We start from the raw sequence: 15,924 nt of genomic DNA on the forward strand, positions 1-15,924 counted from the left end.
TTTCCTCATCGAAATTCCTCCCAAAAAACCGGACCCCTTGTCCGATTGCCCTCTCGACCCAAATATGGATCAATAATTTATAAGTAAACATCTTATTCATTGGCCGTCAAGCCGTGATCGCGCGCTTGTCAAATGCATTCATTTATATATGAATGATGATTCATGTTTATTCGTTGGGGGACTCATTGATGAGTGTAGAAGACGACAGTGATCGCTACCGCGCGCCGGCGCTCGACAAGGGGCTCGACATATTGGAGTTGCTCGCAACGATCGATGGCGGCCTGACGCAGGCGGAAATCGCCAAGGCGCTCAACAAAAGCCCGAACGAATTCTACCGCATGCTCGACCGGCTGGTGCGGCGTGGCTACGTGCAGAGGCAGGATGGCGATCGCTTCTATCTGACGCTCAAGCTCTTCGGCCTCGCGCATTACCACGCGCCGGTGCGCCGGCTGGTGTCCTTCGCAACGCCGCTGATGCGCGAATTCTCCAACCGCGCCGAGCAGGCCTGCCATCTGGCGATCTACGACCGCGGCTCAGTCGTCGTCATCGCCCAGCAGGATTCGCCGACCTATTGGGGCATCTCGATCCGCGTCGGCGCCCAGATCAATCTCTACAATACCGGCTCCGGCCACATCCTCCTGGCATTCCGGGATGACAAGCAGCGGCAGATGATGATCAACGAGCAGAGACGTCAGGAGCAGGACGCCGAGGAGCCGCCTGCCGATCTCGAGGAGAAGCTGCTGGCCATCCGCGAAAAGGGCTATGAGACCATGGACAGCCTGCAGACCAGCGGCGTGCACAACATTTCCGCACCCGTGCTGGCGATGGACGGCAATGCGCTTGCCGCACTCACCTGCCCCTATATCGAGCCTGTGAACCCTAAGGCGCCGACGCGTGAACAGGTCGTCGAATATGCACGGGAAGCGGCAAAACTGATCTCGGAAACGGTAGCCGGCACGGTTGATAAGGCGGAGCTATAATTTTTATTTGAATAAACTATTCTTCTGTGAGTATATGTTGAGCAAGCAGGTATGGGAGGAACGCCATGCTTTTCGACAGCCACTTGCATATCGTCGACCGGAATCGGCTCGCCTATCCCTGGCTGGCGGAAGCCGGTGCGCTCAATCGCGACAGCCTCTATGAGGACTATGCCCGCGAGGCCAAGCGACTTGGGATCACCGACACGCTTCACATGGAAGTCGATGTCGCCGAAAGCGATATCGAGCGGGAAACCGACTATGTCAGAGGCCTCAGCCGCGAGTCTGGCAGCCTGCTGCGCGGCGCCATTGCCGCCTGCCGCCCCGAGAGCAAAGATTTTCCCGCCTATTTCGAACGCGTGCTTGCCGATCCCTTCGTCAAGGGATTCCGCCGCGTACTGCATGTCGTGCCTGACGATGTCTCTGAAGGCGCATCGTTCCGCGAGAACCTGAAGCGGCTCAGTGATACGAGGCTCACCTTCGATCTCTGTGTCCTCCCGCATCAAATATCCAAGGCGATCGCGCTGATCGATCTCAATCCGAACGTTCGGTTCATTCTCGACCATTGCGGCGTACCCGCAGTGCAGGATGGGCTTAGCGAGAGCTGGTCGTCGGGGATCAGGGAAGTCGCAAAACGGCCGAATGTCATCGTCAAAATTTCCGGCGTCGTCGCCTATGCCGATCCGGACGATTGGACACCTGAAACGCTGCGTCCCTTCGTCGAGCATTGCATTGCAAGCTTCGGCTGGGACCGCGTCATCTGGGGCAGCGACTGGCCGGTCTGCACCCTCGGCGGCAATCTCTCCACCTGGGTCGCCGCCACCCATGCGCTGACGCAAGGGGTCAGCGCCGACGAACGCGACAGGCTTTATCATCTCAACGCCAAACGCCTCTGGTCTCTCTGAGACCGGAGGATTTCCATCGAAAGTGAATGCCATGACCGCCACCGTCGGCGTATCCAGCACCCATCCGAAAACCATGCCGGCCGATCACGCCGAAATTCCGGTTTGGAACGCGGAAAATTGGTTCTATGAGGATTTCGAAGTCGGCCACAAGATCCGCTCCCTGCGCCGCACGATCTCCGAAGGGGAATCCCAGCAGTTCAACGCGCTGGTGCTCGACATGCACCCTTACGTCAGCGATCAGATCTTCGCCGAGACCGAGGGCCTGTTCGGCAAGCGGCTGGTTGCCGGCGCCTTCGTCTTTTCCGCCGGCCTGGGGCTCGTCGCCACCAATTGCGTCAACGCCTTTTCCTATGGCTACGACAAGCTGCGCTTCATCAAGCCGACCTTCATCGGCGACACCATCTACACCATCCGCACCAATCTCGATAAGCAGCCGAAATATGCCGAACTCGGCCTGATCCGCTCCTCCTATGAAGTCTTCAAGGGCGAAGGCGAGCTTGTGCTCTATTGTGAGCATATCCAGACCGTGCGCTACAAGAACGGCCGGCCGGCGGACGCGCCGCCGCTGAAGGCCTGACATGAATACTAGTAACGAAGAGGGTCTGCTCTCCGACATCACCGTGCTTGATATGAGCCAGTTTCTTGCCGGCCCGATGGCCGCCCTCAGGCTCGGCGATCTCGGCGCGAGGATCATCAAGATCGAGCGGCCCGATGGCGGCGATCTCTGTCGCCGGCTTTATCTCAGCGACACCGAGATCGGTGGCGATTCCACCCTGTTTCACGCCATCAACCGCGGCAAGGAGAGCTTTGCCGTCAACATGAAGGATGAGAGCGATCTGCGGGAGTTGCGCACGCTGATCGCCAAGGCCGACGTCATCATCCAGAATTTCCGCCCCGGCGTCATCGAAAGGCTCGGCCTCGATTACGCCTCCGTCACCGCCATCAACCCGCGCATCGTCTATGGCAGCATCACCGGCTACGGCCCCGATAATGAATGGCGGCACTTCCCCGGGCAGGATCTTTTGGCCCAGGCCCGCTCCGGCGTCATGTGGCTGAACGGCGAGGCGAATGATGGGCCTGTACCCTTCGGCCTTGCCGTCGCAGACATGCTGGCCGGCAATCTTCTCGTTCAGGCCATTCTCGCGGGCCTCGTGCGACGCGGCGTTACCGGACGTGGTGTGCATGTGGAGACAAGCCTGCTGGAAGCAATGGTCGATTTCCAGTTCGAGGTGCTGACCACGCATCTGAACGACGGCGGCCGCCTGCCGCAGAAATCCGCCGTGCGCAATGCCCACGCCTATCTCGCAGCCCCCTACGGCGTCTACCGTTGCGCCGATGACTGGCTGGCGCTGGCGATGATGCCGCTGGCGAAGCTTGCCCCGCTGCTGGACCTGCCGGTCCTCGCCGACTACACACCTGATGATGCCTTCCAGCGCCGCGATGAGATCAAGAGCCTGATCGCCGATCGCCTGCTGGAAAAGACGGCTCCGGAATGGCTCGCCATATTGGAACCCGCCGACATATGGGCAGCGGAAGTGCTCGACTGGCCGAAGCTGCTGCAAACCGCCGCCTTCCGCCAGCTCGACATGCTGCAGACGGTGAGCCGTGACGACGGCACCTCCGTGCGCACGATGGCAAGCCCGATCCGAGTTAATGGTATCAGAGCCAAGAATGACCTGGCGGCGCCCACGATCGGTGGTCAGTCGGATAAGATCAGGGCGGAGTTCCTTCGGTAACCTATCGCGCATTTTGTGTTTGCGGCACCTGTTCACCCCCCTCTGTCACTTCGTGACATCTCCCCCACAAGGGGGGAGATTGGCAGCTCGCAGCACTCACTCGCCTCAAAAGAACATCCAATCTGTTGAAATTGCAGTTTGAGGACTTGAAGGGAACGAGCGTCAAACTCCCAATGATCTCCCCCCTTGTGGGAGAGATGTCACGAAGTGACAGAGGGGGGTGTTGCGGGTGCGGCGTCATCGAAGCCTCGACTATCATCGAAAAAAGGGGCGCCGCATCCCTGCGACACCCCTTCCAACTGAAACGCTCCTCTACCAGGAGAGAAGCAAAATCACCTTACGCAGCAGCGAGCTGCAGCTCCTTGCTGACCATGGCGCGCAGCGTGCCGAGGTCCTTGGCGAAGGCGCGGATGCCTTCCGAGAGCTTCTCGGTTGCCATTGCGTCTTCGTTCATCATCCAGCGGAATGTCTTTTCGTCGACGGCGATCTTTTCGACGGAACCCTTGTTCTCCGGCGAGAGCTTGCGCTCCAGCTTGCCTTCGTCCTTGGAAAGGTCGTCGAGCAGGTTCGGGCTGATCGTCAGGCGGTCGCAGCCGGCCAGCGCTTCGATTTCGCCGGTGTTGCGGAACGAGGCGCCCATGACGATCGTCTTGATGTCGTTGGACTTGTAGTAGTGGTAGATGTCGCGAACGGAAACGACGCCCGGATCTTCCTCAGCCGTGTAGTCCTTGCCGGTCGCCTTCTTGTACCAGTCGAGGATGCGGCCGACGAAGGGCGAAATCAGGAAGGCCTTGGCATCGGCGCAGGCAATCGCTTGGGCCTTGCTGAAGAGCAGAGTCAGGTTGCAGTCGATGCCTTCCTTCTGCAGCACTTCGGCGGCACGAATGCCTTCCCAGGTGGAAGCAAGCTTGATCAGGATGCGGTCGCGCTCGATGCCGCGCTCCTTGTAGGAGGCGATGATCGCGCGGGCCTTGGTCAGCGATGCTTCGGTATTGAAGGAGAGATCGGCGTCGACTTCGGTCGAGACACGGCCCGGAACGAGCCCGGAAAGCGCGGCACCGACGGAAATGGCCAGGCGGTCGGCAACCGCGTGAACGACGGCTTCCGAGTTGCCGCCCTGCTTCTTGCCCCAAGCAACGGCTTCTTTGATCGCGTCGGCAAACATCGGCGTGCCGAGCGCCTTCAGGACGATGGTCGGGTTGGTGGTGCAATCCACCGGCTTCAGGCGTGCGACTGCCTCGATGTCGCCTGTATCGGCGACGACCGTGGTCATGGCGCGGAGTTGATCAAGCTTGGAAGTCATAACAGGTATCCTTGTTGAATGAGGCCCATTGGGATGCGGAGATGTCGGGCGGCAAATTCCGTCCGGTCGATGGACGATTTGAAGGCGTCAGGCGGAATATGCCCTTCCATCTTCTATGTGTCGGTAACGGGGTAAAAAGCGCGAAAGTTCCATTTCCGGTGAACGGCCGAGCGATGAAGAAACAACCTTCCGACGACAAGCTTTCCACCGGCACCGGGCGCCCTATATGGCATCCTGTCCGGTCTGGCACTTGCTCGGAGCAACACTCGCACATTGTCCTCCTCGATTGGACAAGACCGAATTCCTCAGCACCGACTATCAGCAATCTCGCAAGGAAAAGTCAAGGACATTTGTGCAATTCAATTGACATAAGTTTCATGTCATAGAATATCGCCAGCAGAAGAGCCGATCTCGCCCGCTCCTGTCATCCGTCATCGCCACAATTCCAATTCCCGGCGATCATGACGCTAAAAGGCGCAGGCGACAATCATGCTGGAGGACCTGTGGCCAAACTGAGACGCGGAACACACACCGCCTATTCGGAGACCTCGTCCCTGAGGCTTCGCGCCGCATGGCTCTATTATAACCAGGGCCTGACGCAGAAGGATGTCGCCGAACAACTCGGCATCAGCCGCACCACGGTCATCCGCCTGCTGGATGAGGCGATGCGTCGCGCCGAGGTGCAAATCTGGATCACCGAAGGCATCGACGATTGCGTCGAACTGGCGATCAAGCTGGAACGCATTTATGGGCTGGATGAAGCAATCGTGGTTCCGGAGCCCGCTGGCGGCAATGTAAACGCTCAGGCAAAGAGCGTCGGCCTGGCGCTCGGCCAATTCCTCACCGAAGCCATCCCCGACAATTACACGATCGGCGTCGGCTGGGGCCGGACGATGACGGCTTCGCTTGCAAGCTTCCGCCCTCCCCGCCGCGACAATTGCAAGGTGGTGTCCTTGCTCGGCGGCATCGTCGCCGTCCAACAGACCAACCCGATCGATTATACGTGGCGGCTGGCAAGCCAGCTCGGTGCGGAATGCTACATGTTCCTGGCGCCGCTGCTGGTCGATTCCATCGAGACCAAGCGCAATCTCATCGAAAAATGCGGCCTTGAAGCCATTTATCGGCTGGCGGAAAATCTGGACCTCGCCATCGTCAGCTGCGGCGACATTGGGCCGCAATCGACGTCGCTGTCGGAGGGTTTCATCTCCAAGCGCGAGCTGCAAGAGTTGATCGACATGGGCTGCGTCTGCGATACCATGTTCAACTTCCTCGATTCCGAGGGCAATTCCGTCGATCACCCCATCAACAAGCGCGTCATGTCCGTCGATCTCGATACGTTGAAAAAAGCCAAGCACATTGTGATCTCCTCCGGCGGCGCGCACCGCGCCCAGGCAATCAGCGCCACCATCAAGCGAATCGGCTGCAACACTTTGATCACCGACGAAAGTGCCGCCAAGGCGCTGCTGCAGATGGCTATGGCGAAGGCTGCTTGATTAATTCATTCCGTGTTTGCGGAGGGTTCACACCCCCCTCTGTCCCTTTCGGGACATCTCCCCCACATGGGGGGAGATCATTGGGAGCCTGCCGCCCGTCCTCTCCGAAACACTAAATTGCAGTTTCAGCAGATTCTACGTTCATTTGAAGCGAGAGACCACTGCGGGTTACCAATCTCCCCCCATGTGGGGGAGATGTCACGACAGTTACAGAGGGGGTTCACGGACGCCCGGCAGACTCCAGCTCTCCAAGAACACACCCCTCAAGCGTCCCCCGATTCCCAACCCAGCATCGCTCGCTTGCGCGTCAGCCCCCAATGATAGCCGGTAAGCTGACCATTCTTGCCGAGCGCACGGTGGCAGGGCACGACGAAGGAGATCGGGTTGCGGCCGACGGCGGCTCCCACGGCCCGCATGGCCTTTGGCTGGCCGATATCGCTGGCGATATCGGAATAGGTCACGGCCCGGCCCATCGGGATCTTCAACAGGCTCTCCCAGACGCGCAGCTGGAAATCCGAGCCGATCAGCACCACCCGCAGCGGCTGATCGCTCGACCAGTTTGATCGTTCGAAAATGCGGGCTGCGTAAGGTGCCGTCGCCTGGGCATCCTCGATGAATTGCGCATTCGGCCAGCGGCAGGTCATGTCTTCCAGGCAAGCCCGCTCATTGCCGGAATCGCTGAAGGCGAGACCGGCAAGACCGCGATCTGTGACCATGATCAGGGCAAGACCAAATGGTGAAATGTGGAAGCTATAGCGCATCACCAGGCCGCTGCCCCTGGCCTTCCATTCGCCCGGCGACATCGCCTCGTGCGTGACGAACAGATCATGCAGGCGGCTGGGGCCGGAAAGGCCGACTTCGAAAGAGGTCTCCAGCAGCGGCAGATCCTCCTTGCGCAGGAGCCGTTTGGCATGATCGAGCGTTACCGCCTGAAGAAAAGCCTTGGGTGAAAGCCCAGCCCAGCGCGTAAATGTCTTCTGCAATTGGGTGGGCGACTGGCCGAGCCGATCGGCGAGCGTCTCCAGCGACGGCTGATCGCGATACTCCTCGGTGATGAGCTCAATCACTTGCCGCACAGTCTCGTAATCCGGGCCTTGCGGAGTGATGTCTTTTTTCAGCTGTGCAATCGCATTCATGGTCTTTCTCCTTAAAAAGGAGAAAACCACGTCAGCAGAGCTAAAACCACCCGTTTCTTGCGCAGAAAGGCTGGCTGCGAAAATGTGATGTCACTGGTTCTGCGAGACCCGCTCATATCCGCTGCGTGACTGTGGCCAGCGCACGTTTGAAAGCCTTGGCGAAGCTCTCGCGATCATCCGGGTTGAGGAACGAGCCGACATCCGTATCGTGGCTCCTGTCGCGAACATGCATCGATACGACGCCGATTTCGCGATGGCGGCGTACGAGGAACCGTGTCCAGAACGGATTGAAGCGATGTTCGATCATCCGCCCGGTCGGCGAAAACTTGCGGATGGACACATTGGTGCGCGATACCGTCACTTCCTCACGCACACGCCCGGAACGGTAGTTCAGCCAGAAGGCGCCGTAGAGCAGCAGAAAATCGGCGCCGAAGAACAAGCCCACAGGCCACGCCCCGCGCGTGACGAAAAGAATGGTGTAGAAGAGGCAGAAGGCGCCGGCCAAGGCCAGCATGACCTTGAACCCCTTTCGTCCGAGAGAGCGATGGGGGAACAGTTCGGCAGCGAAAACCGGCTTGTTGCCGTCTGCCGCAGTATCGGCGTTGCGTTCGGTCATTGGACTTGAGTATAGGTCGTTCATGGCAAATCCTAAGATCAAATCCAGCGCCCAAACGGCGAAAAAGTCAAATGCGACCGCAGGTCGCAAGCCGGCCACGAAGAGCCTTTATTCAAAGGCGGACCTGGAAGAGATCTTCCGTCGCTTCTCCATCCAGCGGCCCGAACCGAAGGGCGAGCTGGAACACGTCAATCCCTTCACCCTCGTTGTTGCGGTGGCGTTGTCGGCGCAGGCGACTGACGTCGGCGTCAACAAAGCGACGCGCGCGCTCTTCGCCATTGCCGACACGCCGCAAAAGATGCTCGACCTCGGCGAGGAACGCATCCGCGAATACATCAAGACCATCGGCCTCTACCGCAACAAGGCGAAGAATGTCGTCGCGCTCTCGGAAAAGCTCATCGCTGATTTCGGTGGCGAGGTGCCGCGCACGCGAGAAGAGTTGATGACCCTGCCGGGAGTCGGGCGCAAAACCGCTAATGTCGTCCTATCGATGGCATTCGGCCAGGCAACGCTCGCGGTCGATACCCACATCTTCCGCATCGCCAATCGGCTGCTGCTGGCGCCCGGCAAGACGCCGGACGAAGTCGAGCAGAGGCTGTTGAAGCTGATCCCCGATCAATATCTCTACCACGCCCATCACTGGCTGATCCTGCACGGGCGCTATTGCTGCAAGGCGCGCAAGCCGGAATGCGAACATTGCATCATTGCCGATCTCTGTCGATCGCCGGAAAAGATCTGGGACATACCGGCGCCGCTGGTCGAACTGCCCCAGCAAAACATCAGCGCCGAAACCGCCAGCTAGCTTTTAATATGCACGCAGGCCGGCTTCTTTCCGCGAGATGAGCTTGTGCAGATGCACCATCATCCCGGCGGCAAACAGCGGTGTCAGCAGATTGAGAAGCGGGATGGCAAGGAAGGCGGCAATCACCAGACCGGCCAAAAAGACCGTGAAGGCGTGCTTGATGCGGAACTGCCGCGCCTCGTCCGGCGAACGGAAGCGCATGGCGGCAAACTCGAAGAATTCGCGGCCAAGCAGGTAGCCATTCACCAGAAAGAAGGCGATCAGATTGACGCCTGGAATGAACAGCAGAAACAGGGCGACGATATTGCCGACGATGACGACGCCGACAAACCGCACCGAGCTTTTCATGGCCGCTGCGATCGGCATCGCCGTTCCGGGTGCATCGCCGGGATAGTCCCGCTTCTCCACGACCTCGGCGACATCGTCGAGAAAGAGGCCGGCAATCAGCGCCGTGATCGGCGATATCAGCAGCGCCATTGCGAGCGCGAGCGCAATGCCCGCAAAGATAGCCAGAAAGAGCGTAAGCCAACCCGTCCAATCCGCAGTGGCCGGCATGAAGCCCTGCAGCCAGGGCAAGGCGAAGGAATTGAAAATGCCGCGCAGCACGAACCAGAGCACGACAAGCGCCAGCAATGTCAGGCCAAGAACCTTCCAGAAAACCTTGCGCGTTTCCGGCGCGAAGAGGTTTTCGAAAGAAAGGCGCGCAGCAAGGACAATCATTCGGTCGGGCTCCCCTGGTTGGTAATCCGACACCTAGGTAGCATTCATGCGGATATCAATATCCCACCTGATATGCGAGTATGCTCAATTAAAAAAATGTATCGTTGTAATAAAGCCTAAGCTAATATATTTTGTAGGTCATATTAAGAACAACAACCGAAACAACATCGGCGGCCTTCCGAGATCCAAGCACCCCATTGTTCCAACAATTGGTGCATAGAATATCAGAAGGAAACTCAGGGAGGCGTGAATTTGGAAGACCTTAGCCAGAAACTTAGAGAATATATCAAGGTTGGTACGCCCGCCGAACGTCGAATTGCAAAGTATTTCTCTGAACATCTGAATGAACTACCGTTCGAAACCGCCTCCTCGGTCGCCGATAGGCTCGAATTGAGCCCGATGACGGTTGGCCGGTTCCTGCGGTCCCTCGGCTATCACGGCCTCGACGGAATCAAGGTTCATCTGAAGGAGAACACGGGGCCTGTTACGTTACAATTGCCTAACGTCCTCGAGCAGCTCCAGAAGGATGCCGGTGAAAGCCGCCCCCTGGCAGCACAAATCGTCGAACAGGTTGAGATGCTGCAGCATATCTACAATCTCGCCAACCAGCCCCAATGGCAGGACGCGGTGACGGCAATCCTGTCGGCCGGCAACGTCTTCATCACCACCCATCCGAGCCTTGCAGGGCTTGGAAGGCATCTCTGCGACCGGCTGACTTTCGCTCGCGACCACGTCCTCTTTCTCGATGGGGCTAATGGCAGCTACGTCGAAATGCTGGGCGCACGGTCGGAAGACAGCTTGCTCATCATCATCGATTCCCCGCGCTTCGTCGCATCGCGGCTGCTAGCCCGCTCCGCTCGCCGCGCCGGACACAAAGTGCTGCTCGCGACCGGCCAATTCACCGAATGGGCGCATGAATTTGCGAATATCACCCTGTCTTTGCCACCCCAGCGAGCCAATAGCCGCGAAAGCCTCTCGGGCATGATGGCGCTGCTGGAAATGATCGCTATCGCCGCGACGCAGGCGGCCGGTGAAACGGCGGAAAACAGGATTCGCCGGATCGAGGAACTGCAAGCCATATTCGCACATGCGCCCCTAAGGTAAGCAAGCGCAAACCAAAGGCCTAATCCATTCCGTCCAATTCTGCCCGATGGCGATACATCGCGAGGAAGCGCCGGTAGTCGCGATCGTAGAGCGTATTCTTGGCCGCATCCGGCAGGCGTTCATGACCACCGGGATACATGGCGGCACCCGCCACCCCCAGGTTCTCATGGAGCCCGCAGGAAACCGAAGCAGCGATCGCCGTGCCCAGCAGCACGGTCTCGTTCATCTTGGGGATCACGACCTTGCAGCCGGTCACATCGGAATAGAGCTCCATCAGCACCGAATTCTTCACATGACCGCCCGCGACATGCAGCGTATCGGGCACGTAGCCATAATCCCGCATCCGCTCCAGGATGTGGCGGATACCAAGCGCTATTCCGACGCTGGTGCGCCAGTAGAGCCGGCAGAGGCCGTCGAAGGATGCGTCCAGCGTCATCCCGCTGATGACGCCCAAGGCATGCGGATCTGCAAGCGGTGAACGATTGCCGTGAAAATCGGGCAACACATGGATGCGGCCGCCCAGCAATTCACCCTCGGCCAGTCGCAGCTCCGCAATGCGCTTGACGATACGATCGTGCAACGCGGCGGTCGGCGCTCCCCCAGCTGCATGCATGCTGACAATGTGATCGAGCAACGCTCCCGTTGCCGACTGCCCGGCTTCTGCCAGCCACATTTCCGGGAAAACCGCCTCATAATAAGGCCCCCACATGCCCGTGCTGCGCTTGCGCTCCCGCGAGAAGGAAACGACGCAGCTCGAGGTTCCGGCGATGAGCGCGAGCTGGTGCTCCAGGGAGCCTGGATCGCCAGCATGAGCCGCAAGAGCGCCGAGCGCACCCGCATAGGCGTCGATCATCCCCGCGCCGACATGGCAATCCCGATCGAGCCCCAGCGCTTCCGCAGCTTCGGCTGTCAACGTTCCGATGCTCTTGCCGACCGGAACACTGTCCTCCGGCAGCCCTCCGCGCTCCCGCACATCGCCGAGACCGATCACATTCAGGAAATCCGCCTGCCAGCCCGGTTCACGATGGGCGAGATAATTCCACTTCGCCACCAGCGTCGATCGTGACCGGGCCAACGAGCCGGTCGCCTTCCAGGTCATGAAATCGGCAAGGTCGAAGAAATAACCGGCCTGCGCCCAGCTCTCGGGAAGGTTCTCCTTCAGCCACATCAGCTTGGGCATTTCCATTTCGGGCGACATGAACTCGCCGGAATAGGCGAGAACCTCGTGCCGCGTCGCCGTGCAGTAATCCGCCTCGGCCAGCGCACGGTGATCGAGCCAGACGATGGTATCGAAGCGGCTCTCGCCTCCGGTGGACACGGTCAATTGCCCGCCTTCCCGATCACGCACGACCAGCGAACAGGTCGCGTCGAAACCGATGGCGCCGATGACGGATGCGTCGACGCCCGAAGCTGCAACGGCAGCGCGAACGACGGCGCAGACGGCAGCCCATATATCCTCGGAATCATGCTCGGCGTGGTTTTCACGCGGGCGATTCATCAGGATCGGATATTCGCTTTTGCCCAGCAGTGAGCCGCCCGCCGTGAAGACACCGGCGCGTGCGCTGCCTGTGCCAATATCGACCGCAACCACGTGATCACGCATGCAAAAGGGGTCCCGACCACTCAGAGCATTTCCACGTTTCTTTGAATCGCGAAAACGTTCTATTTTTTTCTTTACGCATTCCGGACGGAAAACCGCTGCGCACTTTTCCTGGAAATGCTCTAACTCTTGTTGCGGACAAGTTGTATCAAATCCGGCATCGCGTCAAACACGACTTCCGGTGAAAGCTGCTCCAGTTCAGCACGATAGCTAGGGGAATGCGCATGCGAACCGCCGTTGAAAGCGAACACTGTCATGCCGGCCGCACGCGCCGCCATGATCCCCGCGGGGCTGTCTTCCACGACGATGCAGTCTGCCGGCGCAACCCCCATCCGCTCGGCGGCAAAGAGGAAAAGATCCGGTGCGGGCTTGCCCCGCTTCACCATGCTGGCGCTGAAAATATTCGGCTCCAGCCGCTCCAGCAGGCCGGTGACACCGAGCGAGAGCCGGATGCGCTCCAGCTGGCTTGAAGAGGCCACACAGCGCGGAAGCGGAAGCGCATCCAGCGTCGCGGCGATACCATCGATCGGCTTCAGCTCATGCTTGAACCGCTCATAGAGATCGTTGCGGATGCGATCGAGGAACGCCTGATCGATGAATACATCGAACTCGGTCAGCATCGTATCGACGAGCGTCGCGAGGCTCTTGCCGAGGAAGCGGCTGTAGACATCCTCCTCGCTCATATCCACGCCGACATCATGCATCGCCTGGATGAGCACGCTGACCGACAGCGGCTCGCTGTCCACAAGCACGCCATCGCAATCGAAGATTACGAGTCCCTTCTCCGCATCGGTCATCGTAGATCCAACCTGAATTCTGTTGCCGTGCCGCCTGCTCGCAATGCGGGCGTTACAATGGAAAACGGCCGGAGCAGAAAACTCCGGCCGCTTGAGGATTATCCCGCGAGTTTGTTGTCCAAGTATAGCTGCAGGGTGACGCGAGTACCCTTTTCCCACAGCGTTTTCAGGGCATGAGCGAAGCGTTTGCGGAAGAGATCCGATTTCGCGACATCGCCGAAGATATCCTCGAACACCAGGAAGGCATTTGGATCGTCCTTTGCCTTGAGAGCGGCCTCATGCAGGCGCTCGGCGCTGGCATCGTTGAAGACGATGTCCTTGCCGCTGTCGCTCTTGCCGGCGAAATAGCGGCACCAGAGCGCCGAGACGAGCGCGAGGCCGACGACGTCTTCCCCGCGGCTGAGCCGATCGGCCGTGGACGGCAGGATAAACTTCGGCTGGCGGTTGGAGCCATCCTGCGCCAGGCGCGGAATGGTGTCGGCGATCTTCGGATTGGCGAAGCGCCGCTCGATCAGCTTGAAATAATCCGCCAGCACGGTATTCGGCACCGGCGGGATCACGGGGATGATCTCGTCATTCTCGAGCTTGGCGAGGAAATCGCGGATCAACGGTTCTTCCATGGCCTCATGCACGAAATGGATATCCATCAACGCTGCCGGATAGGCGATGGCCGCATGGCCGCCATTGAGGATGCGGATCTTCATATGCTCATAGGGGGTTACATCCGGGACGAACGTGACGCCGACCTTTTCCAGCGCAGGCCGGCCCGCCGGGAAATTGTCTTCAAGCACCCACTGCTTGAATTCCTCACAATAGACGGGCCAATTGTCCTCGATATCGAAGACTTGCTTCAGCAGATCGATCTCGCGCGTACCGGTTGCCGGCGTGATGCGGTCGACCATGCCGTTCGGGAAGGCGACGTTGGCAGCGATCCAGTCGGCAAAGGCAGCGTCGGAAAGGCGCGCGGTCCCGACGACGGCGGCTTTGGTGACACCGCCATTGTGGGGAATGTTGTCGCAGGACATGACCGTGAAGGGCTGCAAGCCTGCGGCGCGGCGCGCCTTGAGGCCCGCGACGATCAGGCCGAACACAGTCTTCGGCGCATCCTGGTTCTGCCCGTCGGCTGATATCGCTGGATGAGCGGGATTGAATTTGCCTGACGCATCGATGAAATAGCCGCCTTCGGTAATCGTCATCGAGACGATGCGGATGGTGGGATCGGCCAGCTTGGCGATGATCGCCTTGGCATCGCCGACCGGCAGGATACCGACCATCGGCGCGGTGACGCGGGCAGCCGTGCGATTATTGTCCTGCTCGACCACGGTCGTCAGAAAGTCCTGCGCCGCGAGCTTTTCCCGCATGGCGGCATCGGACGGCAGCACGCCGGCGCCGACGATCGCCCAGTCATGGTCGTGACCGCCGTTGAACAGATCGTCGAGGTAGATTGCCTGATGGGCGCGATGGAAATTGCCGACACCGAAATGCACGATGCCCGCCGAAAGCGACTTCGGATCGTAGGCAGGAATGGCTGCCGTTGCAGCCGCTTCCTGGAGAGTTGCGAGCGATAATTTGCACGTCATGTCTCTAGTCCTTCTGGAAAGGTCTCTGGCTCCGGACGACTGGGAAAGGCCGCTCCGGCTGGTATGCTGTCCGGCCCGCAGATATCCATCCAAGCGGGCCGGGATCGATGCGTTCGCCATGCGCGGGCGGCGCGCACGGCACCGGCTTGTGGCTCAGATCGACAATCCCTCGGCGTTGAACCGATGGATATGCGCCTTGTCGGGCGTCAGGTAGACGGTGTCGCCGGCCCGGGCCGGGAAATCGCCGGAGCCGCGTGCCGTCACCGTGCCGATACCGTCGACGTCGATATGCAGGAAGGTGTCGGAGCCGAGATGCTCGGCGACGATGACCTTACCCTGCCAGTCGCCAGCCGTCGTAGACAGTAGCGTATGTTCCGGCCGCACGCCGATCGTCTCGCCGCCAAGGCTCTGCGCATAGGCGCCCTTGACGAAATTCATCTTCGGCGAGCCTATGAAGCCGGCGACAAAGAGGTTGCGCGGAGAGCGATAGAGCTCCAACGGCGAGCCGACCTGCTCGATATTGCCGCGGTTGAGCACAACGATCTTGTCGGCCATGGTCATGGCTTCGACCTGGTCATGCGTCACATAGACCATCGTCGTCTTCAGCTGCTGGTGCAGCTCGCTGATCTCGAGGCGCATGTTGACGCGCAGCGCCGCATCGAGGTTCGACAAGGGCTCGTCGAACAGGAAGGCCGCCGGCTGGCGCACGATGGCACGGCCGATAGCGACGCGCTGGCGCTGGCCGCCCGAGAGCTGGCGCGGCTTGCGTTCCAGATAGTCGGTGAGATTGAGGACACGCGCGGCGTCCGCAACCTTCTTGTCGATCTCCGCCTGCGGCATGTTCGCCATCTTCAGCGGGAAGGCGATGTTCTTGCGCACACTCATATGCGGATAGAGCGCATAGGACTGGAACACCATGGCGAGACCACGGTCGGACGGCTTCAAATTTGTGCCATCCTTGCCGTCGATCAGGATCTGGCCGCCGGAGACGTCTTCGAGGCCGGCGATCAGACGCAGCAGCGTGGACTTGCCACAGCCCGACGGGCCGACGAACACCACGAACTCACCATTGTTGATTTCGAGGTCGATGGAAGGGATGACCTTGGCTTCGCCAAAGACCTTAGAAACCTTCTTAAGGACAATGCTACCCATGTT

15 protein-coding genes are annotated in these 15,924 nt (G+C 59.6%); 7 read left to right on the forward strand and 8 right to left on the reverse strand.

Features of this window, described 5'->3' with window-relative positions:
- The first annotated feature begins 188 nt into the window (after positions 1-188).
- From ACQZ6F_RS12270 to ACQZ6F_RS12285, 4 genes are all read left to right on the forward strand, one after another.
- Positions 189-980 (forward strand): IclR family transcriptional regulator, encoded by a 792-nt coding sequence (locus tag ACQZ6F_RS12270; RefSeq protein ID WP_449091658.1) that lies wholly within the window; start codon positions 189-191, stop codon positions 978-980.
- A 65-nt stretch (positions 981-1,045) separates the two neighbouring features.
- Positions 1,046-1,882 carry an amidohydrolase family protein gene (locus ACQZ6F_RS12275; protein ID WP_449091657.1) on the forward strand — a complete coding sequence of 279 codons (837 nt, stop codon included), beginning with the start codon at positions 1,046-1,048 and terminating at the stop codon, positions 1,880-1,882.
- 31 nt (positions 1,883-1,913) lie between these two features.
- The gene (locus tag ACQZ6F_RS12280) at positions 1,914-2,459 is read left to right on the forward strand and encodes a MaoC family dehydratase (RefSeq protein WP_449091656.1); all 546 of its coding nucleotides are present in this window, start codon (positions 1,914-1,916) and stop codon (positions 2,457-2,459) included.
- A 1-nt stretch (position 2,460) separates the two neighbouring features.
- A complete protein-coding gene (locus ACQZ6F_RS12285) occupies positions 2,461-3,618 on the forward strand; it encodes a CaiB/BaiF CoA transferase family protein (RefSeq protein ID WP_449091655.1) in 1,158 nt (385 codons plus the stop codon).
- A gap of 337 nt (positions 3,619-3,955) precedes the next feature.
- Here ACQZ6F_RS12285 and tal read toward each other — a convergent pair whose 3' ends face one another.
- Complete coding sequence (tal, locus tag ACQZ6F_RS12290) at positions 3,956-4,921, reverse strand: transaldolase (RefSeq protein ID WP_449091654.1); 966 nt, start codon at positions 4,919-4,921, stop codon at positions 3,956-3,958.
- A 503-nt stretch (positions 4,922-5,424) separates the two neighbouring features.
- Here tal and ACQZ6F_RS12295 point away from each other — a divergent pair.
- Positions 5,425-6,414 (forward strand): sugar-binding transcriptional regulator, encoded by a 990-nt coding sequence (locus tag ACQZ6F_RS12295; RefSeq protein ID WP_449091653.1) that lies wholly within the window; start codon positions 5,425-5,427, stop codon positions 6,412-6,414.
- 263 nt (positions 6,415-6,677) lie between these two features.
- Here ACQZ6F_RS12295 and ACQZ6F_RS12300 read toward each other — a convergent pair whose 3' ends face one another.
- Together ACQZ6F_RS12300 and ACQZ6F_RS12305 are read right to left on the reverse strand one after the other, a co-directional pair.
- Positions 6,678-7,550 carry a methylated-DNA--[protein]-cysteine S-methyltransferase gene (locus ACQZ6F_RS12300; RefSeq protein ID WP_449091652.1) on the reverse strand — a complete coding sequence of 291 codons (873 nt, stop codon included), beginning with the start codon at positions 7,548-7,550 and terminating at the stop codon, positions 6,678-6,680.
- A gap of 112 nt (positions 7,551-7,662) precedes the next feature.
- The gene (locus tag ACQZ6F_RS12305; protein ID WP_077472525.1) at positions 7,663-8,166 is read right to left on the reverse strand and encodes a DUF2244 domain-containing protein; all 504 of its coding nucleotides are present in this window, start codon (positions 8,164-8,166) and stop codon (positions 7,663-7,665) included.
- Positions 8,167-8,188: 22 nt separating this feature from the next.
- Between ACQZ6F_RS12305 and nth the strand changes: the two genes are divergently transcribed.
- Positions 8,189-8,968 carry an endonuclease III gene (gene nth / locus ACQZ6F_RS12310; RefSeq protein ID WP_449091651.1) on the forward strand — a complete coding sequence of 260 codons (780 nt, stop codon included), beginning with the start codon at positions 8,189-8,191 and terminating at the stop codon, positions 8,966-8,968.
- Between the two features lie 3 nt (positions 8,969-8,971).
- Here the strand turns inward: nth and ACQZ6F_RS12315 are convergent, their stop codons facing one another.
- On the reverse strand, positions 8,972-9,688 hold the full coding sequence (locus ACQZ6F_RS12315) for a sulfate transporter family protein (protein ID WP_449091650.1): 717 nt from the start codon (positions 9,686-9,688) through the stop codon (positions 8,972-8,974).
- Between the two features lie 252 nt (positions 9,689-9,940).
- On the opposite strand from ACQZ6F_RS12315, the gene ACQZ6F_RS12320 reads away from it, so the two are divergent.
- Positions 9,941-10,792, forward strand: coding sequence for a MurR/RpiR family transcriptional regulator (locus tag ACQZ6F_RS12320; protein WP_449092384.1), 852 nt, complete (start codon positions 9,941-9,943; stop codon positions 10,790-10,792).
- 19 nt (positions 10,793-10,811) lie between these two features.
- Here the strand turns inward: ACQZ6F_RS12320 and ACQZ6F_RS12325 are convergent, their stop codons facing one another.
- The 4 genes from ACQZ6F_RS12325 to ACQZ6F_RS12340 form a co-directional block, all read right to left on the reverse strand.
- Positions 10,812-12,395 carry an FGGY-family carbohydrate kinase gene (locus tag ACQZ6F_RS12325; protein WP_449091649.1) on the reverse strand — a complete coding sequence of 528 codons (1,584 nt, stop codon included), beginning with the start codon at positions 12,393-12,395 and terminating at the stop codon, positions 10,812-10,814.
- Positions 12,396-12,514: 119 nt separating this feature from the next.
- Positions 12,515-13,189 (reverse strand): HAD family hydrolase, encoded by a 675-nt coding sequence (locus ACQZ6F_RS12330; RefSeq protein WP_077472521.1) that lies wholly within the window; start codon positions 13,187-13,189, stop codon positions 12,515-12,517.
- A 98-nt stretch (positions 13,190-13,287) separates the two neighbouring features.
- On the reverse strand, positions 13,288-14,769 hold the full coding sequence (locus tag ACQZ6F_RS12335) for a mannitol dehydrogenase family protein (protein WP_449091648.1): 1,482 nt from the start codon (positions 14,767-14,769) through the stop codon (positions 13,288-13,290).
- Positions 14,770-14,922: 153 nt separating this feature from the next.
- Positions 14,923-15,921 (reverse strand): ABC transporter ATP-binding protein, encoded by a 999-nt coding sequence (locus tag ACQZ6F_RS12340; protein ID WP_449091647.1) that lies wholly within the window; start codon positions 15,919-15,921, stop codon positions 14,923-14,925.
- Positions 15,922-15,924: the final 3 nt, after the last annotated feature.

The organism is Rhizobium sp. A22-96 (genome assembly GCF_053521805.1).

What these genes read in the sequence shown, in the direction of transcription:
- ACQZ6F_RS12270 (WP_449091658.1), top strand. Translation starts at nt 189, where the DNA reads ATGAGTGTAGAAGACGACAGTGATCGCTACCGCGCGCCGGCGCTCGAC.
- ACQZ6F_RS12275 (WP_449091657.1), top strand. Translation starts at nt 1,046, where the DNA reads ATGCTTTTCGACAGCCACTTGCATATCGTCGACCGGAATCGGCTCGCC.
- ACQZ6F_RS12280 (WP_449091656.1), top strand. Translation starts at nt 1,914, where the DNA reads ATGACCGCCACCGTCGGCGTATCCAGCACCCATCCGAAAACCATGCCG.
- ACQZ6F_RS12285 (WP_449091655.1), top strand. Translation starts at nt 2,461, where the DNA reads ATGAATACTAGTAACGAAGAGGGTCTGCTCTCCGACATCACCGTGCTT.
- tal (WP_449091654.1), bottom strand. Translation starts at nt 4,921, where the DNA reads ATGACTTCCAAGCTTGATCAACTCCGCGCCATGACCACGGTCGTCGCC.
- ACQZ6F_RS12300 (WP_449091652.1), bottom strand. Translation starts at nt 7,550, where the DNA reads ATGAATGCGATTGCACAGCTGAAAAAAGACATCACTCCGCAAGGCCCG.
- ACQZ6F_RS12305 (WP_077472525.1), bottom strand. Translation starts at nt 8,166, where the DNA reads ATGACCGAACGCAACGCCGATACTGCGGCAGACGGCAACAAGCCGGTT.
- nth (WP_449091651.1), top strand. Translation starts at nt 8,189, where the DNA reads ATGGCAAATCCTAAGATCAAATCCAGCGCCCAAACGGCGAAAAAGTCA.
- ACQZ6F_RS12315 (WP_449091650.1), bottom strand. Translation starts at nt 9,688, where the DNA reads ATGATTGTCCTTGCTGCGCGCCTTTCTTTCGAAAACCTCTTCGCGCCG.
- ACQZ6F_RS12325 (WP_449091649.1), bottom strand. Translation starts at nt 12,395, where the DNA reads ATGCGTGATCACGTGGTTGCGGTCGATATTGGCACAGGCAGCGCACGC.
- ACQZ6F_RS12330 (WP_077472521.1), bottom strand. Translation starts at nt 13,189, where the DNA reads ATGACCGATGCGGAGAAGGGACTCGTAATCTTCGATTGCGATGGCGTG.
- ACQZ6F_RS12335 (WP_449091648.1), bottom strand. Translation starts at nt 14,769, where the DNA reads ATGACGTGCAAATTATCGCTCGCAACTCTCCAGGAAGCGGCTGCAACG.
- ACQZ6F_RS12340 (WP_449091647.1), bottom strand. Translation starts at nt 15,921, where the DNA reads ATGGGTAGCATTGTCCTTAAGAAGGTTTCTAAGGTCTTTGGCGAAGCC.